Annotated in this window: 22 protein-coding genes and 1 pseudogene; 10 read left to right on the forward strand and 13 right to left on the reverse strand. The window is 59.7% G+C overall.

Translation table 11 applies throughout. The features are described 5' to 3' along the window. Positions 1 to 88: 88 nt before the first annotated feature. The 4 genes from DDE76_RS19560 to DDE76_RS12410 all read right to left on the reverse strand — a co-directional run bounded on the left by DDE76_RS19560 (position 89) and on the right by DDE76_RS12410 (position 2,620). Complete coding sequence (locus DDE76_RS19560) at positions 89 to 391, reverse strand: hypothetical protein (RefSeq protein ID WP_157955781.1); 303 nt, start codon at positions 389 to 391, stop codon at positions 89 to 91. A 50-nt stretch (positions 392 to 441) separates the two neighbouring features. Further along, the gene (locus DDE76_RS12400; protein ID WP_104892647.1) at positions 442 to 1,791 is read right to left on the reverse strand and encodes a hypothetical protein; all 1,350 of its coding nucleotides are present in this window, start codon (positions 1,789 to 1,791) and stop codon (positions 442 to 444) included. A 201-nt stretch (positions 1,792 to 1,992) separates the two neighbouring features. Continuing rightward, positions 1,993 to 2,268, reverse strand: coding sequence for a hypothetical protein (locus DDE76_RS12405; protein ID WP_104892646.1), 276 nt, complete (start codon positions 2,266 to 2,268; stop codon positions 1,993 to 1,995). Positions 2,269 to 2,356: 88 nt separating this feature from the next. Further along, the gene (locus DDE76_RS12410) at positions 2,357 to 2,620 is read right to left on the reverse strand and encodes a hypothetical protein (protein ID WP_104892645.1); all 264 of its coding nucleotides are present in this window, start codon (positions 2,618 to 2,620) and stop codon (positions 2,357 to 2,359) included. A 228-nt stretch (positions 2,621 to 2,848) separates the two neighbouring features. Here DDE76_RS12410 and DDE76_RS12415 point away from each other — a divergent pair, with 228 nt between their 5' ends. The 5 genes from DDE76_RS12415 to DDE76_RS12435 all read left to right on the forward strand — a co-directional run bounded on the left by DDE76_RS12415 (position 2,849) and on the right by DDE76_RS12435 (position 7,896). Beyond that, positions 2,849 to 3,754 carry a DNA-processing protein DprA gene (locus DDE76_RS12415; RefSeq protein ID WP_104892644.1) on the forward strand — a complete coding sequence of 302 codons (906 nt, stop codon included), beginning with the start codon at positions 2,849 to 2,851 and terminating at the stop codon, positions 3,752 to 3,754. Next, positions 3,723 to 4,391 (forward strand): hypothetical protein, encoded by a 669-nt coding sequence (locus DDE76_RS12420; protein WP_104892643.1) that lies wholly within the window; start codon positions 3,723 to 3,725, stop codon positions 4,389 to 4,391. Before DDE76_RS12415 ends, DDE76_RS12420 begins: the two co-directional genes overlap by 32 nt. A 159-nt stretch (positions 4,392 to 4,550) precedes the next feature. After that, complete coding sequence (locus tag DDE76_RS12425; protein ID WP_104892642.1) at positions 4,551 to 6,131, forward strand: recombinase family protein; 1,581 nt, start codon at positions 4,551 to 4,553, stop codon at positions 6,129 to 6,131. After that, on the forward strand, positions 6,122 to 7,003 hold the full coding sequence (locus DDE76_RS12430) for a plasmid partitioning protein RepB C-terminal domain-containing protein (RefSeq protein WP_104892641.1): 882 nt from the start codon (positions 6,122 to 6,124) through the stop codon (positions 7,001 to 7,003). The genes DDE76_RS12425 and DDE76_RS12430 overlap by 10 nt, the downstream gene beginning before the upstream one ends. Continuing rightward, positions 7,003 to 7,896: a plasmid partitioning protein RepB C-terminal domain-containing protein gene (locus tag DDE76_RS12435; protein WP_104894828.1), complete on the forward strand. Its 894-nt coding sequence runs from the start codon at positions 7,003 to 7,005 to the stop codon at positions 7,894 to 7,896. The genes DDE76_RS12430 and DDE76_RS12435 overlap by 1 nt, the downstream gene beginning before the upstream one ends. Before the next feature lie 31 nt (positions 7,897 to 7,927). Here DDE76_RS12435 and DDE76_RS12440 read toward each other — a convergent pair whose 3' ends face one another. Together DDE76_RS12440 and DDE76_RS12445 are read right to left on the reverse strand one after the other, a co-directional pair. Beyond that, the gene (locus DDE76_RS12440) at positions 7,928 to 8,140 is read right to left on the reverse strand and encodes a hypothetical protein (protein ID WP_104892640.1); all 213 of its coding nucleotides are present in this window, start codon (positions 8,138 to 8,140) and stop codon (positions 7,928 to 7,930) included. A 239-nt stretch (positions 8,141 to 8,379) separates the two neighbouring features. Then, positions 8,380 to 9,261 (reverse strand): ArdC family protein, encoded by an 882-nt coding sequence (locus DDE76_RS12445; protein ID WP_104892639.1) that lies wholly within the window; start codon positions 9,259 to 9,261, stop codon positions 8,380 to 8,382. A gap of 227 nt (positions 9,262 to 9,488) precedes the next feature. Here DDE76_RS12445 and DDE76_RS12450 point away from each other — a divergent pair, with 227 nt between their 5' ends. Genes DDE76_RS12450 through DDE76_RS12460 form a run of 3 tightly spaced genes read left to right on the forward strand, consistent with a single transcriptional unit; the run spans position 9,489 to position 14,288 of the window. Continuing rightward, positions 9,489 to 10,145 (forward strand): N-6 DNA methylase, encoded by a 657-nt coding sequence (locus DDE76_RS12450; protein WP_104892638.1) that lies wholly within the window; start codon positions 9,489 to 9,491, stop codon positions 10,143 to 10,145. Continuing rightward, positions 10,142 to 11,755, forward strand: coding sequence for an Eco57I restriction-modification methylase domain-containing protein (locus DDE76_RS12455; RefSeq protein ID WP_104892637.1), 1,614 nt, complete (start codon positions 10,142 to 10,144; stop codon positions 11,753 to 11,755). Before DDE76_RS12450 ends, DDE76_RS12455 begins: the two co-directional genes overlap by 4 nt. After that, entirely contained in the window at positions 11,748 to 14,288 is a 2,541-nt protein-coding gene (locus tag DDE76_RS12460) for a GIY-YIG nuclease family protein (RefSeq protein ID WP_104894827.1), read from the forward strand. The genes DDE76_RS12455 and DDE76_RS12460 overlap by 8 nt, the downstream gene beginning before the upstream one ends. Positions 14,289 to 14,425: 137 nt before the next feature. On the opposite strand, the gene DDE76_RS12465 is transcribed toward DDE76_RS12460, so the two are convergent. From DDE76_RS12465 to DDE76_RS12480, 4 genes are all read right to left on the reverse strand, one after another. Beyond that, positions 14,426 to 15,646 (reverse strand): DNA cytosine methyltransferase, encoded by a 1,221-nt coding sequence (locus DDE76_RS12465; protein ID WP_104892636.1) that lies wholly within the window; start codon positions 15,644 to 15,646, stop codon positions 14,426 to 14,428. 148 nt (positions 15,647 to 15,794) lie between these two features. After that, complete coding sequence (locus DDE76_RS12470) at positions 15,795 to 17,642, reverse strand: hypothetical protein (protein ID WP_198650905.1); 1,848 nt, start codon at positions 17,640 to 17,642, stop codon at positions 15,795 to 15,797. Then, positions 17,614 to 18,000: a plasmid mobilization protein gene (locus DDE76_RS12475; protein WP_104892634.1), complete on the reverse strand. Its 387-nt coding sequence runs from the start codon at positions 17,998 to 18,000 to the stop codon at positions 17,614 to 17,616. Before DDE76_RS12475 ends, DDE76_RS12470 begins: the two co-directional genes overlap by 29 nt. A 215-nt stretch (positions 18,001 to 18,215) precedes the next feature. After that, positions 18,216 to 19,766, reverse strand: a complete 1,551-nt coding sequence (locus DDE76_RS12480; RefSeq protein ID WP_104892633.1) for a recombinase family protein — start codon at positions 19,764 to 19,766, stop codon at positions 18,216 to 18,218. Positions 19,767 to 19,801: 35 nt separating this feature from the next. On the opposite strand from DDE76_RS12480, the pseudogene DDE76_RS12485 reads away from it, so the two are divergent. Together DDE76_RS12485 and DDE76_RS12490 are read left to right on the forward strand one after the other, a co-directional pair. Beyond that, positions 19,802 to 20,695 (forward strand): annotated as a pseudogene (locus DDE76_RS12485) (YifB family Mg chelatase-like AAA ATPase); the annotation flags it as partial. A gap of 15 nt (positions 20,696 to 20,710) precedes the next feature. Next, a complete protein-coding gene (locus DDE76_RS12490; protein WP_104892631.1) occupies positions 20,711 to 21,163 on the forward strand; it encodes an NUDIX domain-containing protein in 453 nt (150 codons plus the stop codon). Between the two features lie 55 nt (positions 21,164 to 21,218). Here the strand turns inward: DDE76_RS12490 and cfa are convergent, their stop codons facing one another. The 3 genes from cfa to DDE76_RS12505 all read right to left on the reverse strand — a co-directional run bounded on the left by cfa (position 21,219) and on the right by DDE76_RS12505 (position 24,162). Beyond that, on the reverse strand, positions 21,219 to 22,334 hold the full coding sequence (cfa, locus tag DDE76_RS12495; protein WP_104892630.1) for a cyclopropane fatty acyl phospholipid synthase: 1,116 nt from the start codon (positions 22,332 to 22,334) through the stop codon (positions 21,219 to 21,221). A 72-nt stretch (positions 22,335 to 22,406) separates the two neighbouring features. Beyond that, positions 22,407 to 23,702: an isocitrate lyase gene (gene aceA / locus DDE76_RS12500; protein ID WP_104892629.1), complete on the reverse strand. Its 1,296-nt coding sequence runs from the start codon at positions 23,700 to 23,702 to the stop codon at positions 22,407 to 22,409. 232 nt (positions 23,703 to 23,934) lie between these two features. Then, positions 23,935 to 24,162, reverse strand: a complete 228-nt coding sequence (locus tag DDE76_RS12505; RefSeq protein WP_104892628.1) for a hypothetical protein — start codon at positions 24,160 to 24,162, stop codon at positions 23,935 to 23,937. Positions 24,163 to 24,193 lie beyond the last annotated feature (31 nt).

Below are 24,193 nucleotides of genomic sequence, written 5' to 3' on the forward strand. Positions count from 1 at the left end.
CTCCTCGAAACCATCGGAAACATCCCACCGGCGGAAGCTGAGGCAAAATTCTACGCCGCACTGGAACAACAGGCCATGGCCGCATAACTTAAACCAAACAGCCTCCGGCAAACCCGGGGCGGTTCAGCCCGCGCCACCAGACGGTATCGCCGTCGATGATACAGGTGAAACGATCGCGTCCGCACATGGCGAAGTGGGCCGTGACCTCTCCGGTTGAGGCGAGGCCCGGAACGGCGACGGCTGCTCCCGGCAGGAAACGGTCGGCCAGCACCCATCCCAGCGCACATACTGCCCCCAGGGCGACGACGGCGATGATGGGCGTGACGTTATCGCGCCTGGGAGCTGGTGCCGGTACCCTGCCCTTCCGGGGATCGAAGCGGACAACGTTCATGTGATCATTCCGAATTCATCCCGAAGCCACGGCAGCGACAATTTGGAGGACTAACCATCCCGAATGAGGTCTTGCCCTAGGCGATCTTTGTTTCCGTAGGAGTCGACGAGCCTTCCCCGTCCTTCCTCGGCCAGCTTGATAATCGGTTCAAGGGCCGACATGACTGTCTTGGCCCAGATGACGCCTTCCGGTGTTGGCATGTAGCCAATTCCAGGATGGAAGAGCCGGATGTGGAAGAACGATTCCACCCGGCGTTGACTCTCCTCGAACTGCTTCTGCTCGAAGCAATAGGCGTCCAGGACTTCGGTATATTTGCGATCATGATCTCGCTGCTCGGCTTCGATCACGAAGATGGCACTGGCTAAGGTTTCTCCGATGGTCGGATAGGCCAGTAGATTCCGATTTCCCGCCGATACTGTCCGAACAGTGGATTTGGTGAGGCGAGCATACTCGGCCGGCAGGTATGGGTTCAGCATGGGGAAGAGACTGGCGCGCCAGTCGCTGACGGCTCGATCAGCATGGTCGTCCATAATGCCTCCTGGAGGGCCTTGGTAGGATGTGGTGGTGTGGGACTGGCCAAAGGCTGGCGAGGGGCTTCCCAGGGCGTCCTTGTTCGTCTCAACGCCATCCTCGACGGGTGAAGCCCCGAACCATCCTGCCCGCCGGAGCATTTTGCGCCGGGAAAGTCTCCACACTGCCATAAGGGCGGTCTGCGGCCATTCCCGGAGGCGCCGGTAGTCAACTACCCCAGCGGCAACATAGAAGGCTGCATTTCGCAGCCTCTTGACGGGTTCCACGTCCACCCACACGGCGCCGAAATACCGATCGCCCTCACGAGAGGATGCGCTGGCAAGGTAGTCACGAACCGACGATACGGTATCGCCCGGAATCTCCAGTATCGCGTGTGCATGAGGATCAAAGCGTCCAGGCTCAACATCGGACATCCTAATGTGCAACGCCGTCAGCAGCGGGACGGTCCCCGCCGGGACGGACGTACTGTGCTGGATGTCATCGAAGACCTGCGAGACTACTTTTGATAGCCGGCCGAGATGTTCATCAAGAGCATCTGGGGATGGTGGTGGTGCATTGAGACGCAGGGTTACAAGATGAAGTTTGGGGCCACGTTGCCTGCCATGCGCGCGGGACTTGACGGCATAGGCACCCTCGAAATGCTTCCCAATTCTACTGGCCTCCCGATAGCCTATGTGCGGAAAGAGCCGATTGGCCTTCAGGTCAGGCGGATATTTGAGTTCGTCCCCATCGCGGTCCGGCGCCCTCTGGAACGGGGTTTCACCTTCCCAGCCTCCAATGGTCTCGATCAGATAGGCAGTAAGGGCTTTCCTCTCGGCCGTCGTCAGGGGACCGTCGAGGCCGTTATCTTCCGTACGATTTTCCGTCAAAACGTTTGTCCCCTACCGAACCAGGGCGAGGATAAATTCAAAAATCCTGACGTTAGGTTATCGTCGGGAGGAGATGTTCCGACGATAGTGGAACTTCGGTTGGAAGGATTCCCGCGCGATCCCAGAATCCGTTGGCGGAGTTGCCCGGCGCTATGGCCTTATGGCGCGATGCCTATCGGGCAATAGCATCAGCCCACAGTGCTAGCTCTTCGATTCCGGCTCTTCCTCGCCGAAATACGTCACCAGCTCCATTCTGGTCATGTTTTCCATGAACTTCGAGGGGGCGTTGATCCCGAGCAGAAGATCGTAGATGTGAGAGCGGACGTCGATCAGGTCGTGTAAGACCTCCTTGTAGAACGTCACATCTGCCGCACGGTCATCGCCTGTCCTAACGGCGGCAATATAGGCATCGACCAGCTTGGTTTCCTGCTTGACGATACACTCGATGGCGTCGATGAGCGTCTCCGCCTTGATCATTAGTTATCTCCTGTACGCCCATATACCGAGCGATCGCTGATAGCAGCCTCGGCGGCCCTGGGAAGAAAGGTTGTCCTTATGAGCAGCGTCAGCGCTGCCCATGCTTCGATAAGAATTCGTCGATGGAGAGGGCCTCGATTTCGCCGGTTTGAGGTGGCTTTTCATATCCTGGTGCGCCAAGTTCGCCGAGCAATCTCCGACACGTTGCCTCACCCTCGTCGGCGCATTCGGCCTCGCGCCGCGATATTGGAATACGCTGGAAACGGGCCAGGCTCATCCCGAGCCTTCGGATCAAATCCTGCCGTTCCCGTTCGGTCTGGCCGGCATTTGGAACCCTCACCATAATGAGCATCTCCCTGCCCGATCTTGCCAGACATCCTGCCTGCCCAGGAACGGTTTGACCACCAATTTGAGTACCTTGGCATGTGGTGCCGGGCCGCTTCGACCCCATTGCACCCTCTTGGCCAAACCTATATGTTCTTCTTTTGTTCTCAATACAACGGATTGTTATTCCATCGGCTCATACCCTTGACAGCCATAGGGCGTTAAAGAGTCTAATGGCCGAATCAGGGGTGAGACTATGACGCAAGCTACGCTCTGGGCATCGCGGGCCGATAACGGCCCGATTTCGCAGCCGATCGACGCGGCACTCGAAATTGGCGCTTATGAGACGCTGTGGGCGGAACGGAACGCCACGTTCAAGACTATCGCTGAAAAATTCGCCGAATCGCCCTCTGCCCGCCCTTCGGATTTCGTTCCAGAAGAAGTTGCGCGCGCGGCCGGAATCCGCGTGCTGAAGCAACTTCGGGAGAAGTCTGGTGCCCGGTTCGATGTTCGTATCCATGGCGAAGTCGATTACCCGGCCAGGCTGCGCAACGCGACCCATCCTATCGAACTCCTCTATTTCCAGGGGCAGTGGGAACTGATCGCCAATCGTTCGGTCGCTGTCGTGGGCACGCGCAAGCCGTCGCCGGAAGGCGTAGCGCGCACCCGCCAGCTCACCAAAAAACTCGTCCAGGACGGGTTCACCATCGTTTCCGGGCTTGCCGAAGGCGTGGACACCGTGGCGCATACCACGGCCATTGAGGCCGGCGGCGAAACCATCGCCGTTATCGGTACGCCCCTTGGCCACACCTATCCAAAATCGAACCGGGATTTGCAGGACCGCATTGCGCGCGAATTCCTGCTGATCAGCCAGGTTCCCCTGGAGCGGTATGAAGCCCAGGACTATCGCATCAACCGGCTCTTCTTCCCCGAGCGCAACAAGACGATGGCCGCTCTTACCGAGGCCACCGTCATCATCGAGGCCGGAGAAACCTCGGGGACGCTGGTGCAGGCGCGCGAAGCCCTCAAGCAAAAACGCCGGCTCTTCATTCTTAATAGCTGCTTTGAGCGCTCCGACCTAACATGGCCGCGTCGATTCGAGGACGAAGGCGCGGTTCGGGTGCGCGACTATGACGACATCAGACGACAGTTGGTCGGGTAAGCTACGCCTCATCGGCGACCTCGAACGGCCGGATCATACGTTCCTGACCGCCGAGGATACGTGCTGGTTCTTCGGCGAATACACGCCTCGCGCGGGTTATGCTCATAGCCAGACGAACGGTTTGATCAACAACCTCAAAAAACCGATCAACACGCGCGGTACGCCGCAATGGAAATATAAGGAACGCGCCATCGCCACCGTGGCGACTGCGATCCGACGAAACCTTAACGCCGGTTCACATGCCACCATAGTTCCGCTTCCGCCGTCCAAATTGCCGGATGCACCCGACTATGACGACAGGATGCTGCAGGTTGCCCGCTCCATTGGACAAGGTGTCGACGTGCGCGATATGCTGGTCGCTGTAGCTGAGCGCGAAGCGCGGCATACGATCCAAGAACGTCGTGACCCCGAGGAATTGCGAAAGAGCCTTGGCTTCCATCCTAGTGGCCAGCGCGATCCAGCACCTTCCCGAGTCATCCTGCTCGACGACGTTCTGACAACGGGATGCAGCTTCAGCGTTTGCAAGGCAATGATCCATGAACTCTGGCCGGATGCGGCAGTCTATGGCCTGTTCGTCGCCCGGCGCGTTCCCCAGCAGATGGATCCGGCCGACTGGCTCGACGACCTCGGCCAATAAGGCTCGGGTTCGGCGCCATGACGGGAGTGTCGGCGTCGTGGCCCAGGACGAGGGACTATTGTTCGACCCGCCACCATCCATTAAAGTAACCTCTTGGATCAACCCTCGTCGGAGGTACGAGGGCTCGCTTCCTGCGCATTGTCTAATGTGGTTGTGGCGATGGGGTCTGAGTTTGGCACAGGTCCGATAGGCGACGATCCGCCGGTGAGAACCAGAGCGGCGCAGTATGTGCGCATGTCCACCGACCACCAGGAATATTCGACGGACAATCAGAAAGACGCGATCCTCCAGTTTGCCGATATGGTCGGCTATGAGATCGTCAAGACCTATGAGGATGCCGGCCGCAGCGGCCTCAATATCGAAGGTCGGCCGGGGCTTCAGCAATTGCTGGCCGATGTGGAAGGTGGTCAGGCCGGTTTCGACGTGGTGCTGGTCTATGATGTTTCCCGCTGGGGACGCTTCCAGAATATCGACGAAAGCGCCTCGTACGAATTCCGCTGCCATGTCGCCGGCGTGCGCGTCGAATACTGTGCCGAGCAATTCGTCAATGACGGCAGCATCGGCTCGGATGTCCTCAAGACCCTCAAGCGCTCGATGGCGGCTGAGCATAGCCGGGTTCTGTCCGTCAAGGTTTTCGCCGGCCAGACCCGCCTGATCGGCATGGGTTTCCGGCAGGGTGGCCCTGCTGGGTTCGGCCTGCGGCGGATGCTCATCGACCGTGAGGGCAATCCCAAGACATTGCTCAATCGCAATGACCAGAAGAGCCTTCAGACCGATCGTGTCATCCTGGTGCCGGGGCCGCCCGAAGAGGTCGAGATCGTGCGGACGATCTATCGGCGCTTCGTCGAAGAAGAGCGCAACGAAGTCGAGATTGCGCTGGACCTCAACAGACTGGGCGTGCTGACCGATCTGGACCGGCCCTGGACGCGCGGCACCGTCCATCAGGTTCTGATCAACGAGAAATATATCGGCAACAACGTCTGGAACCGGCACTCCTGCAAGCTCAAGAAAAAGCATGTGAAGAATGATCCGTCCATCTATGTCCGGGCGGATGGGGCGTTCGAGGCGATCGTCGATCGAGCCATGTTCGAGCGCGCACAGGTGATCATTCAGGAACGCTCGGCCCGCATGAGCGACGAGCAGATGCTGGACATCCTCAACAAGCTCTTCAAGCGCCGGGGTTCGCTTTCCGGGCTCATCATCGACGAGGCGCCGGGATGTCCGTCGAGCAGCGCCTATGCGGGCCGCTTCGGCAGCCTGATCCGCGCCTATTCCCTGGTCGGGTACACACCAGACCGGGACTATCGCTATATCGAGACCAATAGGCGCCTGCGGGCAATGCACCCAGAAATCGTCAAGCAGACCATAGATCGGATTGCCGTCTTGGAAGCGGCCACGGTTGTCGCCGATCCCCTGTCGGGATTGGTGCGCGTCAATGATGAGTTCACGATCTCGATCGTGATCGTCCGCTGCTCGACGACGCCAGCCGGTTCGCTGCGTTGGAAAATCCGCTTCGATCGCGGGCGTGACCCCGACCTTACCGTCGCGGTCCGCATGAACCACGACAATCATTCGATCCGGGATTACCTCATCGTCCCCACCGCGGAAATCACCGATGACATCGTTCGCACCGCCGAGGCGAACGGCATCGCCATAGACGCCTATCTGTTCGATACGCTTGATCCACTCTTCGGTTTGGCGGAGCGGGCGAAGCTGAAGGAGGCCATGTCATGGACGTGACAACAAATACCGTAACCATCCTGCCAATCGCGGACATCCGTGTGATCAATCCGCGCACCCGCAACAAGAAGTCGTTCCGCGAACTGGTCGAAAGCATTGAAAAGATCGGCCTCAAACGCCCCATCACGGTGGCGCCTAACCGCCGAGCCGGTGATGGGCCGGCCTATAACCTCGTCTGTGGGCAGGGTCGGCTCGAAGCCTATAAAACGCTGGGGCAATCGGAAATCCCGTCTGTCGTGATCGAGGCGAGCGAGGAAGAGGTGATGATCAAGAGCCTCGTCGAAAACTGTGCGCGCCGCCAGCACAATGCTCTCGATCTTCTGCGCGACATCGGCGGGATGAAGGAGCGCCACTATACGGACGCCGAGATCGCCAGGAAGACCAACCTGTCGGTCGAATATGTGCGCGGGATTTCCCGGCTCCTGGCCCAGAACGAACAAAGACTTCTAAGAGCCGTCGAAGCCGAGCAAGTGCCGCTCTCGGTTGCGGTCGACATCGCAACCGTTCCCGATGAGGCCGTTCAGGATGCCCTTCAGCAAGCCTATGAACGAAACGAGCTGCGCGGCCGCAAGCTGCTCATCGCCAAACGGCTTGTCGAGAACCGCAGGCGCCGGGGCAAAGGAATTAGAGTGCCGATCACTCCAAGGGCCACCTCGGCGGCATCGCTCCTGCGGGCCTATCAGCAGGATACGGACCGCAAGCGCATCCTGATCCGCAAGGCCGAAGCCGCCAAGAACCGACTTCTCTTCATCACCCACGCCCTGCGGGAGCTTCTCTCCGACGAGAGATTCCACGACATACTGGAAAAAGAAGGTCTTTCGACCCTGCCCAAGAACCTTTCGGGCAGGATCAGGAAAGGGGAGATCGCATGATGGCCAGCCATACTGATGGCTCAGTGTTCAGCGCTTTCGAGAAAGAGATCAGGTCGATCCGCTTGAGCGACCTCATTCCGCTGCATGTCGTGCCCGAAGAGAGCAAGAAGAGTCAGAGATACCTCAAGGTTCTCTCCTCGGTCCGCGAAATCGGCCTTGTCGAATCCCCGATCGTGGCGCGCGATAAGGAAACGTCAGGCAAATACCTTTTGCTCGACGGCCATGTGCGGATCGAAGTCCTAAAGGAATTGGGCATCGAGGCCGTCGATTGCCTCATCGCCACCGATGATGAAGCCTACACCTACAACAAAAGGATCAGCCGGCTGGCGACTGTCCAGGAGCACTATATGATCCTCAAAGCCATTGAGCGCGGCGTTTCCGAAGAAGCGATCGCCCGTACGCTCCATGTCAATATCGACCTCATCAGGGTGAAGAAAGGGCTCCTCAAGGGCATTTGCCCCGAAGCCATTGAGCTTCTTAAAGACCATTCGGTGCCGACGGGCACCTTTACGGAACTCCGCAAGATGCTGGCGGTGCGTCAGGTCGAGGCTGCCCAGCTCATGGTAGCCATGAACAAGTTCTCCACATCCTATGCGAAGTCGCTGGTCGCTGCCACGCAGCCCTCGCAGCTCGTCAATGCCCAGCAGGACAAAAGGGTCGGCGACCTGACGGACGCCCAGATTGCGCTCATGGAACAGGAATCGGCGACCCTCGATCGGGAGTTCCGCCTGATCGAGGAAAGCTATGGGGCCGACAATCTCGATCTGGTCGTCGCCACCGGCTATGTCGGACGCCTGCTCGCCAACGCTCGGGTAGTGCGCTTTCTGGCCCAGGACTATCCTGATCTTCTGTCGGAATTCCAGCGGATTGCTGAGCCGCAGGGGGTGGCCTGAAAAGGCCACCCCCAGAGACTGAACAGGGCGCTTACGCGCCCTGTTCCTTGCTTTCAGAAGCGAGACGTAGAACGATCTTGCCGTCGATCGGCAGGGTTTCGAGGGTAACGTTGAAGCCCTTCTGGTCACCGTGGCTCCAGGCGGCGCCAATCCGGTTCCAATGGGATTTTTCGCCATTTTTAACGACGGACCAGGCGATGAAGTCGGGGGTCTTGGCGATGGTGGCGGGTTTCTTCTGTGTCATCGGAAGCTCCTTCGTTCGTGACGCCCCTCCATGGGCCTGGCGAACACGATCGCAGGGTCAACCCAACTCGGCCGCTCGCGGGTGGTGCGGGCAGGGAATTGACCCTCGATGGGGCCAGGCCAAGGGCCGGCGTGAAAACGAACAGCGGAGCGGACATGCAACAGGGTCCGCCCTATCCGCCAAGCCTCCCAGATGACAGCGCGGGTGAGAAATGGACGATCGAGGAGAATGGTGCAGGATCAGGCGGTCGATCCTTTTGTCATCAGCCAGTTGGCCGCTTCGGATGCCTTCGATGCGGCGGTAAAGATTGCCTTCTTGTCGGCCTTAAGCACGGTCAGCCAGGACTTGATATAGGCGGCGTGATCAGCCCTCGGCTCTGCGGCAATGGCGAGATCGGCGCAAAGGAAGGCCGCTCCGAGTTCGGCGATCAATTCTTCGATCGCATAGGCTTCCGAGCCGAACCGCCCGGAAAGGCTGCGGTCGAGCCGGGACTTGGGAGAAGTCCAATGGACCAATTCATGCAGGAGCGTCGCGTAGTATCCGTGAGCAGCACTGGCCGTATCGGTCCTGATGAAACGGGACCGTTCGGGCATCACGATCTTGTCGAGAGAGGGGATGTAGCAAGCCCTGTCGCCACCTTCCTCGATATGGGCGCCCACGGCGGCCACGAAACGGTCAGCATGCTCGATAGGATCGAAACACGCCTGGCCGGCTTCCAGCTCCTCGGCAAGCTCATCAACCTGGGCGCGGTTGAAGACGAAGCTTGCGCGGGCAAAGAGTCGCTCGCCCGGCTCGTCATCCTCGTCGGAACTGGACACCTCAATGGTCTTGTAGAAGACCACAGGAGACGCTTTCTCGCCCTTGCGGACCTGACCACCGGCCTGCTGCCACTGGCGATATGTGCCCCAGAGGCTGGACGAAAATCCGCTCACCATCGCCGAGGACCAAAGTCCAAGGACATTGACCCCATTATAGGGCTTGCCCGAGGCGACATTGACCGGGCGGGCGATATTGCCGGTGCCGCTCCTCGACCAGGGAAGCTGGAAGGCACCAGCGCTCTCGATTGCGGCGATGATGCGGTCGGTGATCTCCTGATGAACGTCGAATTTCGTGCTGGCCACTGGCCTTCTCCCTTGCCGCCGACCGCGATTGCGGCCTGATGGCGTCCGAAGAGGCAGGATCCGGCGCGCCGGCACCCGAAGGGCGGGCAAAGCGCAAGACGGCAAGGCCGTTGCTCGGCGAGACAGCTCCTGCCAGGACAAAAGCCAGAAGGGCGCATCGCGGGGTCAAAGCCGGAGAGGCAAAGGTCAGCTTGCGAAATGCCGCAACATCATGTCATGGGTCCGGTATGAACCTGATCAAGTCCAAAAAGCGTGTTGCCGATCATGGGGAGGTGTTCACCCCCCCGTGGCTGGTCGAAAAGATGCTCGATCTGGTAAAAGGCGAGACCGACCGGATTGATGCGCGCTTCCTGGAGCCGGCCTGCGGCAGCGGGAACTTTCTCATCCCGATCCTGCAACGCAAGCTGGCGGCCGTTGAGGTCAAGTTCGGCAAGTCCGATTTCGAGAGGCGGCACTACGCCCTACTGGGACTCATGTGCTGCTACGGGATCGAATTGCTGGCCGACAATATCGCCGAGTGCCGTGCGAATATGCTGGAGGTGTTCGCCGAGTACCTGAAGCTGGATGAAGCGGACGAGCTGTACCGCGCTGCCTTCTTCGTGCTGTCGCTCAATCTCGTTCATGGCGACGCCATGACCATGCGCGACGAAGATGGGGCACCAATCCGCGTGGTGGAATGGGGTTATCTTGGCAAGGGCAAGTTCCAGCGGCGTGATTTCCGTCTCGATGTGCTGACCAGCATGGCGGGCTTCAGCGCGGAAGACTCGCTCTTCGCCCATCTGGGCAAGCACGAAATCTTTAAGCCTACCAACGCATATTCCCCGATGACTGTGCGCGATCTGGCCGATGGTGCCAGCGGCAATGCTTCGGGGGAGGCCGTATGAACGAACAGGCAGGGTTTACGCTCCGGGGCCGCAACCCCGATGTCTTGACCTGTATCGCCAACCTGTCCAACGACGAGGTGTTCACGCCGCCCGAGTTCGCCAACCGGATGCTCGACACCCTGGCCGAGGCCTGGGCCGCAAGCAATAATGGCGCGGACATCTGGGCGGATAGCACGGTGACGTTTCTTGACCCTTGCACCAAGTCCGGCGTGTTTCTGCGTGAAATCACCACGCGGTTGATCGCCGGGCTGGCGGGGGAAATCCCCGATCTACAACAGCGGGTCGATCACATCCTCACCCGGCAGGTGTTCGGCATCGGCATTACCACGTTGACCAGCCTGCTGGCACGGCGCAGCGTTTACTGCTCGAAGTTCGCCAATAGCGAGCATTCAGTGGCAACGCACTTTGAGACCAGTGGCGGTAATATCTGGTTCGAACGCACCAACCATACTTGGGCTGGTGACAAGTGTGTTTTCTGCGGTGCTAGCAGGGAAGCTTTCAGTCGCGACGGCGAGCTAGAAACTCACGCTTACGAGTTCATTCATACCGACAACATCAAGACTCGCATCGCCGAGCTTTTTGGAGGCGACATGCAGTTCGATGTAATCATTGGCAACCCACCGTATCAACTCGACGATGGTGGATATGGCACAAGCGCGGCGCCAATTTATCAATTGTTTGTAGAGCAAGCAAAAAAACTCGAACCCCGATACTTGACGATGGTTATCCCATCTAGATGGTTCGCCGGCGGCAAAGGGCTTGACGAATTTCGAGGGGCGATGCTTTCCGACAATCGATTGTACTCGATTGACGACTACCTCAGTGCTTCCGATGTTTTCCCAGGTGTAGGACTGAAAGGCGGGATTTGCTATTTTTTGTGGGATCGGGACAGGCCTGGTGACTGTCGCGTTACGACCCATTTTAAAGACTGGCCTGATTCACAAACCGAGCGCCCCCTTCTTGAGAAGGGCGCAGAAGTCTTCATTCGATTCAACGAAGGTGTTTCGATACTTCGAAAGGTCATTGCCCGTGAAACAGGGCAGGCCGATATTTTGTCATTGCCAGAGGAGAGGCGATTCGATCGGCTGGTCAGTTCTGCGCGAGCATTCGGTTTTAGGACTTTCTTCAAGGGTAGGAAGCAGGAGGAGCCCGGAGACGTAACCATTTATCAGAACGGCGGACTTGGTTATGTCGCGCGGAACGAGGTCACTACAAGCCAGCATTTGATAGACAGTTGGAAGCTATTTACTGGGTATGCTGCGCCTGGAACGGGAAATAAGGACACCTATCCTCATCGGATCATCAGCACCCCGTTTGTGGCGGGACCCGGCACGATTTCTTCGGAGACTTATCTGTGTATCGGTCCCTTCGATACGCAGGTGGAAGCCGAAAGCGTACTGTCGTACCTGTCATGCCGTCTGACCCGCCTTCTGATTTTGCTACATAAGTCTTCGCAGCACGTCACGCGCAGAGTTTATACTTTTGTTCCCATCCAAGACTGGACGAAGACGTGGAGCGATACTGAACTCTATGATCGGTATGGCCTGGCCGACGAAGAGATAGCCTTTATTGAGAAGGTAGTGCGCCCGATGGAGATTGGTGGTGATTAAACCCACCATTGCAGAAATCCTCACTCCGAGACCAGAGGCGCGGCCGCGCATCTATGCCTATGCTATCGCCGACACGGCCCATGCAGGGCTGCTCAAGGTCGGCCAGACTACCCGCAATGTGAAGCAGCGCATCGGCGAGCAGCTCAAGACGGCCGCCATCACCAACTTCACCATCGAATTGGACGAGGGTGCCGAACGGGACGACGGTAGCATCATCACCGATCATGCCGTGCGCGAAGCGTTGAACCGCAAGGGCTTCGCCAACCCCCAGCTCGAATGGATGCGCTGCACGGTTGCCGATGTGAAAACCGTGCTGGCCGAGCTACGCACGGGCCAGCAATTCACCGGCACCCATCACGAAACCTTCCCGCCGCGCCGGGAGCAGGCGGAGGCGGTGGAGCAGACCTACGCCTATTACCATTCCCGCTGGGAGCAGGACCCCAATGCCGTTCCGCGATTCCTCTGGAACGCCAAGATGCGCTTCGGCAAGACCTTCACCAGCTATCAGCTCGCCAAGAAGCTGGGGGCGAAGCGCGTGCTGGTGCTGACCTTCAAGCCCGCCGTTGAAGACGCCTGGCAAACCGATCTTGAATCCCATGTCGATTTCGACGGATGGCAATATCTCTCCAGCAATTCGGGGCGCGATCCCGGCCAGGTCGATGGCGACAGGCCGGTCGTCTATTTCGGTTCGTTCCAGGATTTGCTCGGGCGCGACAAGGCCGGCAACATCAAGGCCAAGAACGAGTGGCTCCATACGACCCATTGGGACCTCGTGGTGTTCGACGAATATCATTTCGGCGCCTGGCGGGAGACAGCGAAGGAGCTTTTCGAGGGCGAGGATGCGGTCGTCGCCAAGAAGGAAGCCAAGATCGAATATGCCGATGATCTGGAGGATGTGAACGAAGACCTTGGCGTGCTGTCGGAGGCCGAGGCAGAGTTCCTGCCTATCACCACACGCGCCTATCTTTATCTATCTGGCACGCCGTTCAAGGCGCTGGCGACCGGCGAGTTCATCGAGGAACAGATTTTCAACTGGACCTACACCGACGAGCAGCGCGCCAAGGCCCAGTTCGCCGCCCAGCATCCTGGCCAGCGCAATCCCTACGGCGCACTGCCGCAGATGCGACTGCTCACCTATCAGATGCCCGATGAGCTGCTCGCCATCGCCAGTGCCGGGGAGTTCGACGAATTCGACCTGAACACCTTTTTTACCGCCAGCGGCACGGGCGACAAGGCTGAGTTTAAGCACAAGACCGATGTGCAGAAGTGGCTCGACATCATCCGGGGCGGTTATGCGCCGCAGGCGGTGGAAAGTCTGAAATCGGGGACGCGCCCGCCATTTCCCTATTCGGATGTGCGGTTGCTTCCCTACCTGCAACATTCATTCTGGTTTCTGCCCAACGTCTCCGCATGTCACGCGATGGCGAACCTTTTGGCAGAGAGGCAGAACACCTTCTGGCACGACTACAAGGTGATCGTGGCGGCGGGCACGTCGGCGGGGATCGGCCTTGAGGCCTTGCCCCCGGTTCGGCAAGCGGTCGGCAGCGGCTTCGACACGAAAACCATCACGTTGTCCTGCGGCAAGCTGACAACCGGGGTGACGGTGGCGCAATGGTCGTCGATCCTGATGTTGCGAAACCTCAAGTCGCCGGAAACCTACTTTCAGGCGGCGTTTCGGGTGCAGTCGCCCTGGTCGATCAAGAATCCCAATGGCGACAATCCGAATGAGGAGGAAGTCCTCAAGCCGGTCTGCTTCGTGTTCGATTTTGCACCCACCCGCGCGCTGCGGCAGCTCTCCGAATACGGCATCGGGCTTTCGCCAGGCGAGGCGAACCCAGAAAATGCGGTGCGGGAGCTGGTCTCGTTCCTGCCCGTGCTGGCCTATGACGGCGCGAACATGACCCAGATCGATGCGGGCGGCATTCTCGATATTGCGATGGCGGGGACTTCGGCCACGCTGCTCGCCCGCAAGTGGGAATCCGCGATGCTGGTCAATGTCGACAACGACACCTTGCGCCGCGTACTCGACAGTCCCGAGGCGATGGCCGCCGTCGAGCGCATCGAGGGCTGGCGCGCGTTGGGCGACAACATCATCGAGACGATCATCAACAAGAGTGAGAAGGTCAAGGAACTCAAGAACAAGGCAAAGGGTAGCGAACTGACGGCGAGCGAAAAGAAGGAGCTGAGCGACGAGGAGAAGGAATACAAGTCCAAGCGCAAGCTCGTTCAGGAGAAGCTCATCAAGTTTGCGACCCGCATCCCGGCCTTCATGTATCTCACGGACTTCCGGGAGAACACGCTTCAGGATGTCATCACCAAGCTGGAGCCGGACCTGTTCCTAACCGTGACCGGCCTGACCGTTGCCGACTTCCACCTGCTTGTGCGCCTCAAGGTGTTCAACACGGAACGGATGAACGAGGCTGTCTTCGCGTTCCGCCGCTATGAAGACGCCTCGCTCCGTTACACTGGCATTGAAAGCCATGAAGGGCTGACCCATTACGGCCTCTACGATACCGTAGTCGCCAGAGAATGAACTTGCTCGAACCGCCAGGCCAGGCATGGAATTCATCGTTCTGCTCATAATTCAATATTGGCGGCAGATGCTACTGGTCCTCGCCTTGGTTCTGGTGTGGAATTGGCTGAGTTCTTTGTGGGGCATGTGATCCAAGGTTATGCCAAGGCTATGTCTAGCTCGTTTGCCGCTAGCTGCGCTCCAGATCGTCGCCTTCTGCCTTCTCCCCGTCGCTCTGCCTTCTCCGTGAGAAATTCGAAATGCAGCCGCAAGGCTGCCCGGAGATTCGACTGCGTCCGCGTTTCCAGCCTCTGGAAATCCTCCGTGGCCTCCAAAGCCTCGACCTCAAGCGCGTGACTTGTGAGCGTCCGTCCACCCAGAAGCCGTCTTGCCCGGTTGCACTGAGACTTTACGTTCCGAGCAGACTGCGCTGACCGACCGCGCCGCTGAAGCCATTGTGCAAAACTACCTTCGACGATGGGGATCGTTTCTCCTGCCTGCCTTGCCAGGATCACCGCGCCGATCGCCTCCGCGAGCGGCGAAGGCAGCGCATTTGCGATCATCTGGTCAATGTCCCTCGAGGTCGCATTTCCCCAATTCCAGCCCTCGGGGAAACCTTGGACTCTGGCGATCTGATCCTGAGTTAAAATGGCAGCTTCTTGCAGTGGCACAGGGTCGTGTGGGTGAGGATTATTCCGATATTTGGGCCAGGGGCGCTCCCTCGATGTGCGAATGATAGCAGGCGCTGGCTCTGCCACTGACCTCACCCCCCGCCCACCGCCAAAGGGACGCATGTAGAAGTGGCCTTGAGGCACATCCAGCACATCACCAACAACCGTTTGCCGATTTGAACGCACCGCCGCCAGTGCCGATGCCAAGAAGCCGTGACGCTCCCCAAGCCGGCCAACAACAATCAGTCGCTTTCGGCGCTGCGGCACTCCATACCAACTTGCGTCGAGGATGCTTTCCGTCAAGCCGTACCCCGCGGCCTTCAACATCTCAGTGGCGTCCGCCCAAGCGCGCGACTTCTGTGCCTGCCTAACATTCTCCATAACGAACCAATTTGGCCGAGCGATGCTCACATACATCGCAAAGGCCCGGGTCATGCCGGCGTTATCGCCTTCGATCCTCTTTCCTGCGGCGCTATAGTCTTGGCACGGTGGTCCCCCGATGATGATTTCTGGACGAAGCGCAGCGATCATCGGCCCAACGGTGAAAACGTCCTTTAGATCGTGGTGCCAGACATGGCTGCCGACATTTCGTCTATACGTCGCAACGGCTGGCTCCCAGGCATCATAGGCCTGTACCAAGTCGTAGCCCGCCCGCTGGAAGCCTAGTGACATACCGCCAGCGCCGCAGAAAAGGTCAACTGTCCGCATCAATTCCTCATAATTGGCATAACCGAATAATCGGTTACATCAATGCCTGCTGCTTTCTTCGCTGCGGGGTAACGCTACCAATCGGTGAGAACCATCACGATCATCAATGCGATGGCCTCCACAAGCCAGAGAAATGCAGCGCAGAAGGCTACATACCCAACCTTGGATAATCGATTCGCTGTTGCCGATCCTGCGGCGATAGCGAACCCAGTAGGTCGGTTTTGAGGTCCTCTAGCCGATCAATTTCCGCCCGCATCCGCTCGATCCAGTCTTGGTCTCGTCCGTGCGACTTCCATTCGGATTTGATGGCGTCGATCCGGTGCTGAATGTCCACGACCTCCCCCTCGATCGCCGACGCCCTGTTCGCGGTATCTTCTTTTTCTTTCGTCTTGTGACCCCCAGCGGACGGTTTCAGGACAGCAGCGGCCGCGCCGGTCGGCTGGCCGGCATTTTCCGCCTCCCAGCGTCGGACCAGGGATGGGGGCGGGTTGTAACCATGGAACACGACGCCGGCCTTCATGCACGCCCACCACAACCTGGCTTTGTCAGCCTCTGGCCAGTCTCGCGCGCCAGGCGGTCCCGACAGTTCCAATCCACCGTTCCAATGTTCGGCGGCGTAGGCCGCGATCAGGTCCAGCGCCTCTGTGCTGGGCGGCAGGGAGGTTTCGATCTCGTTGCCGCGATCGAAAAGCACCGTGCCGCCGACAATGATCGAGATTCCATCATCCTGGAGTTCAGGACGCTGGCCATGGTCAGTCCACCACTCGATTCGATCCTGGAACCGACCCCGACCAGGCCGCACCGCCTTCAGTCGAAAAACGTTGTTTTCGGGCCGCCGAGATTCCTGCCGCTCGACGTCGAAGGGTTCCAGCGTGGCAAGCTTCTCGGCCAGTGTATCGGCATCGCCGGCAGGACCAGAAACGACCAGACGCCGCCCTATAGGATCGACCAGAACCCAGCCACCATCCCGCATGAAGATGCGGTGGGGCGGACCTTTCCGAACGAATTGGGTGCGGTTCCCGAATTCGTCGACGATCTGCTCGCCGGTGATGCCGCCCAGAATCTGGGCCTTGGGGTTTCTCCGGGTTTTCATCTTTGCTCTCGCTCTTCTCACTTCAGCTACAGTCGGCAAGGGCATATTGCCCAGGAAGGCCTTGACCTCGACGGCCCGTGGGGGAGGCTTCCCAATCTTTCGGCAAGCCTTCCGCAGTTCCCGAGAAAGGGAATGAGCCACATTGGCGCCATCGATGATGACTGGGCCGGCCGTGCCCTTCGCCAGAACGAGACCGTCATCCTGGAGGGCACGGCGAAACCGATATGGTCCCGATGCAGGCCAAAGCCGGGCAAGGATAGTCGGCACGTCGTTGGCATGCTGGCCGGTACGCTCGGCGATATGTCGCTCGCTCGGCGAAACCTCGGCCACGCGCATGGGTGCATGAAGCCCAGAGCAATGCTGGAGCATCCAGTCAGCAACATCGACACGCCCGTCCCGGAGAAGAGCGCGGTGAACAGAGCGGGGTCGCGGGATAGGCGGCATGGGCAGCCCAAGCTCGAAAGCGGTGATTGTCGAGATTTTCTCTCGGCGGCGATAGGAATTTTTGAGATCGACAATCCGGCCGTCCTGCCGAACCAGACTGTAAAGAACATGGGCGTGCAGTCGCTCGCTGCCACCTTTCCCCTGGTGGAGAACGCCCATGCGTGACTGTTCTTCCAACCCGAATTCGGCTTCATAGATCTTGAGCCAATGCCCGATGACATCCGGCCTGTCCCAACCGGGCGGCGGGTCGATATGGACATGCAGCACCGGCCGGTCTGTGCGCGCCCCAGCCGCACCGGCGACCAGCTCACGGAGTTGGGTATGGAGGCTCTGTCCGGCCAGGAAGCGCGCTTCCAACACGCGGACGCGCTGGCCCGCCGCCCCCGACAGCAGGTGCCGAGCGAGCGCGTTTCCGCCTCTGCCACGGGTCTCACCGCTCAGCACCGATACGCTCAACAAGGTGGGCGGTTGCTTGTGCCTGGATGCGGAGATCGGACAGGATGGTTTCAACAGCATCGTGATGGCGACGCGGCCCAGATTGGCGAAGCGCCTTCGAGAGTTGCACCACCGAGCCTGTGGTGCGTCCAAGTTCCGCGACCAGAACGGCGACCGCCTCAAGATCAGCCGAACGAATCGACCGATGCCGCCGAGGCTTTGTCGTGTCGGGAATGTCCACCGCCGAAAGAGTTTGCCGGCGCACGAAGGCCGCCCGGCTGACGCCTGTACGGCGGGCCGCTTGGTCAATGGCTGACGCCTCTGTTTCGGTAAGGCCTACATTGATTTGTGCCGACAGGCGGCGACGCTGACTTACGCTCATCCGGTCCCCCCTGGAAGGTTAGGGTTCACGGGAGATTTTCTCCCTGACCAGATGGAAGATGGAGGCGCCAGCGTCTAGATACCATGCCTGGCTCAGAAAAAATTAACCAGATAACGATTTACGAAACCTAGCGCATCTCATCCGTTGAGGGCAGCGCCGCATACCGTCACAGCGAAGATATTTCCTCCCAAAGGACGCTGGTGGTGCCCATGAAATCATGGCCCACCGATATAGAGGCGGCCGGTCCCGCCGCCTATCATATGGACGGTGACCGATTGGTCATCGAAGACTATGCGGTCGATCATGGAGCGAAGTTTCTGCGCGACCGTTGCGCGACGCCGCGCTAGGTCCTCATCGTCGAGATTCCTGAATTGCTGATATATTTCCTCAAGCGCATGTCCGTCTATGCTGGGCGTCAAAGCCTGCGCGGCCTTAATCTCTTGCTCGACGGTCTTCATGGCGGCGCCGATCTCTTCTATTTCCTCTTCAAGCTTACGCACCTGAGCTGCGACCGTGGCGCCCCCACCTCCGGCTGCGACCATCTCAATAAGGTTGGTGAGGCGCGACATGGCAACGGTCCGGCGAGCTTGGAGGGCGTCATATTCGCTTTGCTTGGCCGATGTCTGGGTCTTGATAGAGCCAATCAAGTTCGGCCATTGCTTCTTCGAGACCGCGAAAATGACACTAGGTTCGACGAATCGGTATGGGTAGTAGGTGCGCCGGTCGCATCCTGATGACGCATGAGCTGAACCGCAAATCAGCTTCGGCCCTGCCGATCGTTTCCCCTTGTTGACGAAGACCAGGTTAGAGCCGCATCCGCCGCACTTTGCGAGACCACGCAAGAGGTTTTGATGTTTTGTGGATGGTCTGCCTATCCCTACTCTGCGTGTAGAGATTGCGGCCTGTGCGGCATAATATATCTGCTCGTCGATCGCGGCGGGGAAGTAGCGGTCAATCACCATGCCTGGATTTCCATCGCCACCGGCCAACAACCCAAGTGGCTCGAAACGTCCAAAAACGGCTGGATTGTTCAATATCTTCTGAATGTATGAGTCGTGCCAACGAGAACCGGCCTTTCGCCCTTCTCCCCAGGTCGGTGTACTATTTCGATTGAGGCGACCTGCGATCGTCCTTCGTCCAAGCCCTGCGATGGTGTCCTCGAAAATCCTCCTGACGATCATGGCGCGTTCCGGGATCAGCTCATAACGTCCTGACTTTGGATCGCCCACGAGCCGTATCCAGCCTGGGCAGATGGCGGTCATGGCCTGCCCTTCCTCCTTGGCGAGGCGTCGCTTCTCTTCCCAGGCCTTACCTACTCGGAGACCTTTGACACGGCTTTCGTCATGGGCACGGGCCATAACAGCTATGGAGACGACGAGCGGAGTCCAGTCCTCCTGCAGTCGCTCCCGTGAATATTCCTGGCCGTCCGAAAGCGTGACAACTGTGACCCCGGCGCGGATCAGATCGAACAGGCGGGCTGCAGCGTCCAGTACTGCCTCACGCGAAAGTCGGTCGAGGCTTTCAATGATGAGATATGAGCCCTGCTCGACCTCACCTGATTCAACGAGGTCGAGGAAGGTGCGTAGTGCGCCAAGCTGGGCATGGCCACCTTTGTATGCTGAGCGTCCCAGATCGCGCAGCGTATCGTCCAGTTCGAATCCTCGGTCAGAAGACCATTTGCGCGCGGCCTCAAGCTGCCGACGCAGGGAATCTCCTCGCGCCTGTTCCACGGTAGAAAACCGAATGTAGCTATAGGCCTTGGTCATAAGGTGAGCCTGAACAAGTAATGGACAATAGTCAATATAACAGGCTCATGGTCGGCCCGCCCGGCGCGGGAAAGTCCATGCTGGCCGCGCGCCTGCCCTCCATTCTGCCGCCCCTTTCGGCCCGCGAATTGCTCGATATTTCGATGATCCAGTCCATCGCCGGGGAACTGGCTGGTGGCGCCCTCTCGGACCGGCGGCCGTTTCGCGCGCCCCACCACTCCGCCTCCATGGCCGCCTTGGTCGGCGGGGGCCTGAAAGTGCGGCCGGGCGAAGCCAGCCTGGCGCATAATGGCGTGCTGTTTCTCGACGAATTGCCTGAATTTGCGCCCAATGTGCTCGACAGCCTGCGCCAGCCGCTCGAAAGCGGCGAGACGGTGATTGCCCGGGCCAATGCACGCGTGGCCTATCCCTCCCGCTTCCAGCTCATTGCGGCCATGAACCCCTGCAAATGCGGCATGGCTGGCACGCCAGGCCATAGCTGCAAGCGCGGCGCGGCCTGTGCCGGGGATTATCAGGCGCGGGTTTCCGGTCCCTTTCTCGACCGCATCGACATCCGCATCGATGTACCGGCGGTGAGCGCCGTCGACATGATCGGATCTGCCGGCGTGACGGAAAGCTCGGCCGAGGTTGCCAAACGTGTTGCCGCCGCGCGCGAGCGGCAACATCGGCGCTTTGCCGATGCAGGCCATGGCCATATCCTCACCAATGCGACGGCTCCGGCGGCCCTCATCGAGCAACTGGTCGAGCCCGATCGCGAAAGCCAGTCTTTGCTGCTCCAGGCCGCCGAGCGGTTCAATCTGTCGGCCCGCGCCTATCATCGCGTGCTCAAGGTGGCGCGCACCCTTGCCGATCTGGCGGGCTCCGATAAGGTCGCCCGGCCCCATATTGCCGAAGCGCTGAGCTACCGGCTGAGCTTTGGGGCCGGCTGAGCGCGCGAGGACACGATGAAACACCGCATTTCCGCCGGCGTGCTGGCGCTGCGCGATGATCGCATCCTGCTGGTGCGCCATTTTCGGCCCGGCGAACACGATTTCTGGGCTGGCCCGGGTGGCGGTGCCGAAGGGGCCGAGGAGCTGCACGAAGCGGCCGAACGCGAGGCCTTTGAAGAGGCCGGCATTCGCGTCAGGGCGCGGTCCATGGCCTATATCGACGAGCTGGTCGATGATTGGGGCCGTATCGTCAAGTTCTGGTTTCTCGCCGACTATGTCTCGGGCGAGATCGATGTTTCCGCCAACCCCGCCGAGGGCGAATCCATCAGCGAGGCGGGCTGGTTTGCGCGCGAGGCGCTGCCCCAGGGCCATGTCTTTCCCGAAGTGCTGCGCGACCGTTTCTGGGCCGAATTGGCTGCCGGCTTCCCCGCGCCGATCAAGCTGCCGCTGAGGCAGTCGATCTTTTGAGGTCTGTGCATAAGCCTGTGGATAAGTGTTTCACGTGAATCCGCCTATGGCCGGCTCAACTCACCCGGCGATAACCACCTGAGACGCCTTCGGGCGAGAGCACGATCTGCCAGAGATTGATCTGCCGGGCGCGGAACAGGGCGGCAAAGACCGAGAGATAATAGCGCCACATGCGGCGGAAACGTTCGTCATAGCGTTGCGAAAGCTCAGGCCAGGCCGCGTCGAACCGGTCGCGCCAGGCCAGCAGCGTCTTGTCATAATCGGCGCCGAAATTGTGCCAGTCTTCCATGACGAACAGGCCCTCCACCGCCTGACCGATCTGGGCAATCGAGGGCAGCATGCCATTGGGGAAGATGTATTTCTCCGCCCAAGGGTCGCCATGCGTGGTCGATATATTGCCACCAATGGTGTGCAGCAGGAACAGGCCGTCCGGCTTGAGCAGCGACCGGGCCTTGTCGAAATAGGCGCGGTAATTCTTGTAGCCGACATGTTCGAACATGCCGATTGAAACGATCCGGTCGAACTGGCCCTCAAGCGCCATATAGTCCATCAGCCGGGTTTCGACCGGCAGGCCCTGGCCGTGGGCATTGGCATAGTCGGCCTGTTCCTGGCTGACGGTGACGCCGAGCCCGGAAACGCCATAGCGCTCGGCGGCAAAATGCAGAAACCCGCCCCAGCCCGAGCCGATATCGAGCACAGCCATGCCCGGCTTCAGTCCCAGCTTGCGGCAGATCAGGTCGAGCTTGGCGTCCTGCGCTGCCTCCAGCGTGTCGGCTTGTGCCCAATAGGCGCAGGAATAGATCATGCGCCTGTCCAGCATGGCGGCGTAGAGGTCATTGTCGAGGTCATAGTGCTTTTCGGCGACCTCGCGCACCCGCAGCCGCTGCATGTTGAGCAGGCGCGCCTTGAGCGTGCTGGTAATCAGCGGCAGGTCGCGGGGAAAGGCATCCTGGACCCGCGCCGCGGCAAGCTTGAACAACAGCGCGTCCAGTGGCTCGGCATCCCACCAGCCATCCATATAGCTTTCGCCCAGCCCCAGCGTGCCGTCCCGCAAAAGGCGCCCAAATAGGCGCTCGTCATGGATGGTGACATCAGCATCCGGGCCAGGCCCGGCGACAATGCCGGCCCGGGCAATCTGGTCCAGAACGAAGCGTTTGGCAGCAAGCGACATGGACAGCAAGGCACGATGAGCACGGGATAAATCCTAGACCCATCGTGCTTTGCCGATCAAGCCGGACTTGGCTTAGTGGAACTGCGCCGTCTCGGTCGATTCAGCCATCGCCGTGGTGGCGCTCTGGCCCTGGGTCACGGTCAGGGAAACCGCGTCGAAATAGCTGGTGCCCACTTCGCGCTGATGCCGGACCGCCGAAAAGCCATGCGGCTCAGCGGCAAATTCGGCCTGTTGCAGCCGCGAATAACCGGCCATGCCGTCCTGCTTGTAGCTGCGCGCCAACTCGAAGGTGCTAAGGCTCAGATTGTGGAAGCCGGCCAGGGTGATGAACTGGTATTTGTAGCCCATGGCGGCAATTTCACGCTGGAATGCCGCCATTTCCGCCTCGCCCATATGCTTGGCCCAGTTAAAGCTGGGCGAACAATTATAGGCCAGCATCTGGTCAGGATAGTCCTTGCGGATGGCCTCGGCAAATTTGCGCGCCTCGCCCAGATCCGGCTTGGAGGTTTCGCACCAGATCAGGTCCGCATAAGGCGCATAGGCGAGGCCCCGGGCAATGGCGCAATCCAGCCCACCCTTGAGCCGGTAAAAGCCCTCGGCGGTGCGTTCGCCGGTAACGAAAGGCTTGTCGTAATCATCGATATCCGAGGTGATCAGCCGCGCCGCTTCCGCATCGGTGCGCGCCATGATCAGCGTGGGCACCCCCATGACGTCGGCGGCCAGCCGCGCCGCATTGAGCGTGCGCACGAACTGGCTGGTCGGCACGAGCACCTTGCCGCCCAGATGCCCGCATTTCTTTTCGCTTGCGAGCTGGTCCTCGAAATGCACCGCAGCCGCGCCGGCCTCGATCATCGCCTTCATCAATTCGAACACATTGAGCGCCCCGCCAAAGCCGGCCTCGGCATCGGCGATGATCGGCACGAAAAAATCATGATCCGTCGTGGCCACGCCGTCGGCCTTTTCCATGGTCTGGATCTGGTCGGCGCGCTGCAGCGCCTTGTTGATCCGCTTGACCACCGCGGGCACGCTGTCGACCGGATAAAGCGATTGGTCGGGATACATATTGCCCGAGGAATTGGCGTCGGCGGCCACCTGCCAGCCGGAAAGATAGATCGCCTTCAGCCCCGCCTTGACCTGCTGCACCGCCTGATTGCCGGTAAAGGTCCCCAAGGTGGGCACGAAATCCTCGCTGTGCAGCAACTGCCAGAGTTTTTTGGCGCCATTTTCGGCCAGCGAATGGTGGATCGGCAGCGATCCGGCGAGGCGGGCCACATCGGCGGGAGTGTAGTTGCGGGCAATATGGTCCCAGCGGTTCGGCGCATAGTCCGGCGTCGGGAACTGTTCGGTATGGGCTGGTTTGTCGAGCATGTCGTTTCTCCTCAAATTTTGACATGGCTTTGCCGGCCCGCCGCAAAGCAGGTGGCAATGATTCACGTGAAGCAAAAGGTCGTCCCTCTCCCCTCGCGGGAGAGAGTGGATCGACCCAAGGACCGGGACGGGTGAGGGGTTCGGAGCCAGAACTTTGTGCTTGCGGGTACCTAGGACCCCTCATCCGCCCTTCAGGCACCTTCTCCCACAAGGGGAGAAGGGAAGGGCTGCGCTAGATGGCGACCTTCCGGCAGAACGTGGCCGCGATCATGCCGGCGCCGGAAAACAGCTCCTGGGTATCCTCGCCACCCACCAGGGTGAACTGGTGCCGGCCAATGCGGCCCGCGATGGAATAGCCCTGCGCGGCCAGGCCGCGAGCCTTGAACTGGGCCATGGCCTCATTGGCGGTGGGGGCGATGATGGTGATGTATTCGTCGCGTTGCTCGGTGATTGGGGTCATCTCGAATTCTCCTCGCTCTGTGTCTGTAAAG

Origin of the sequence: Devosia indica, from assembly GCF_003056405.1 — a bacterium.
Taxonomy (GTDB): Bacteria; Pseudomonadota; Alphaproteobacteria; order Rhizobiales; family Devosiaceae; genus Devosia; species Devosia indica.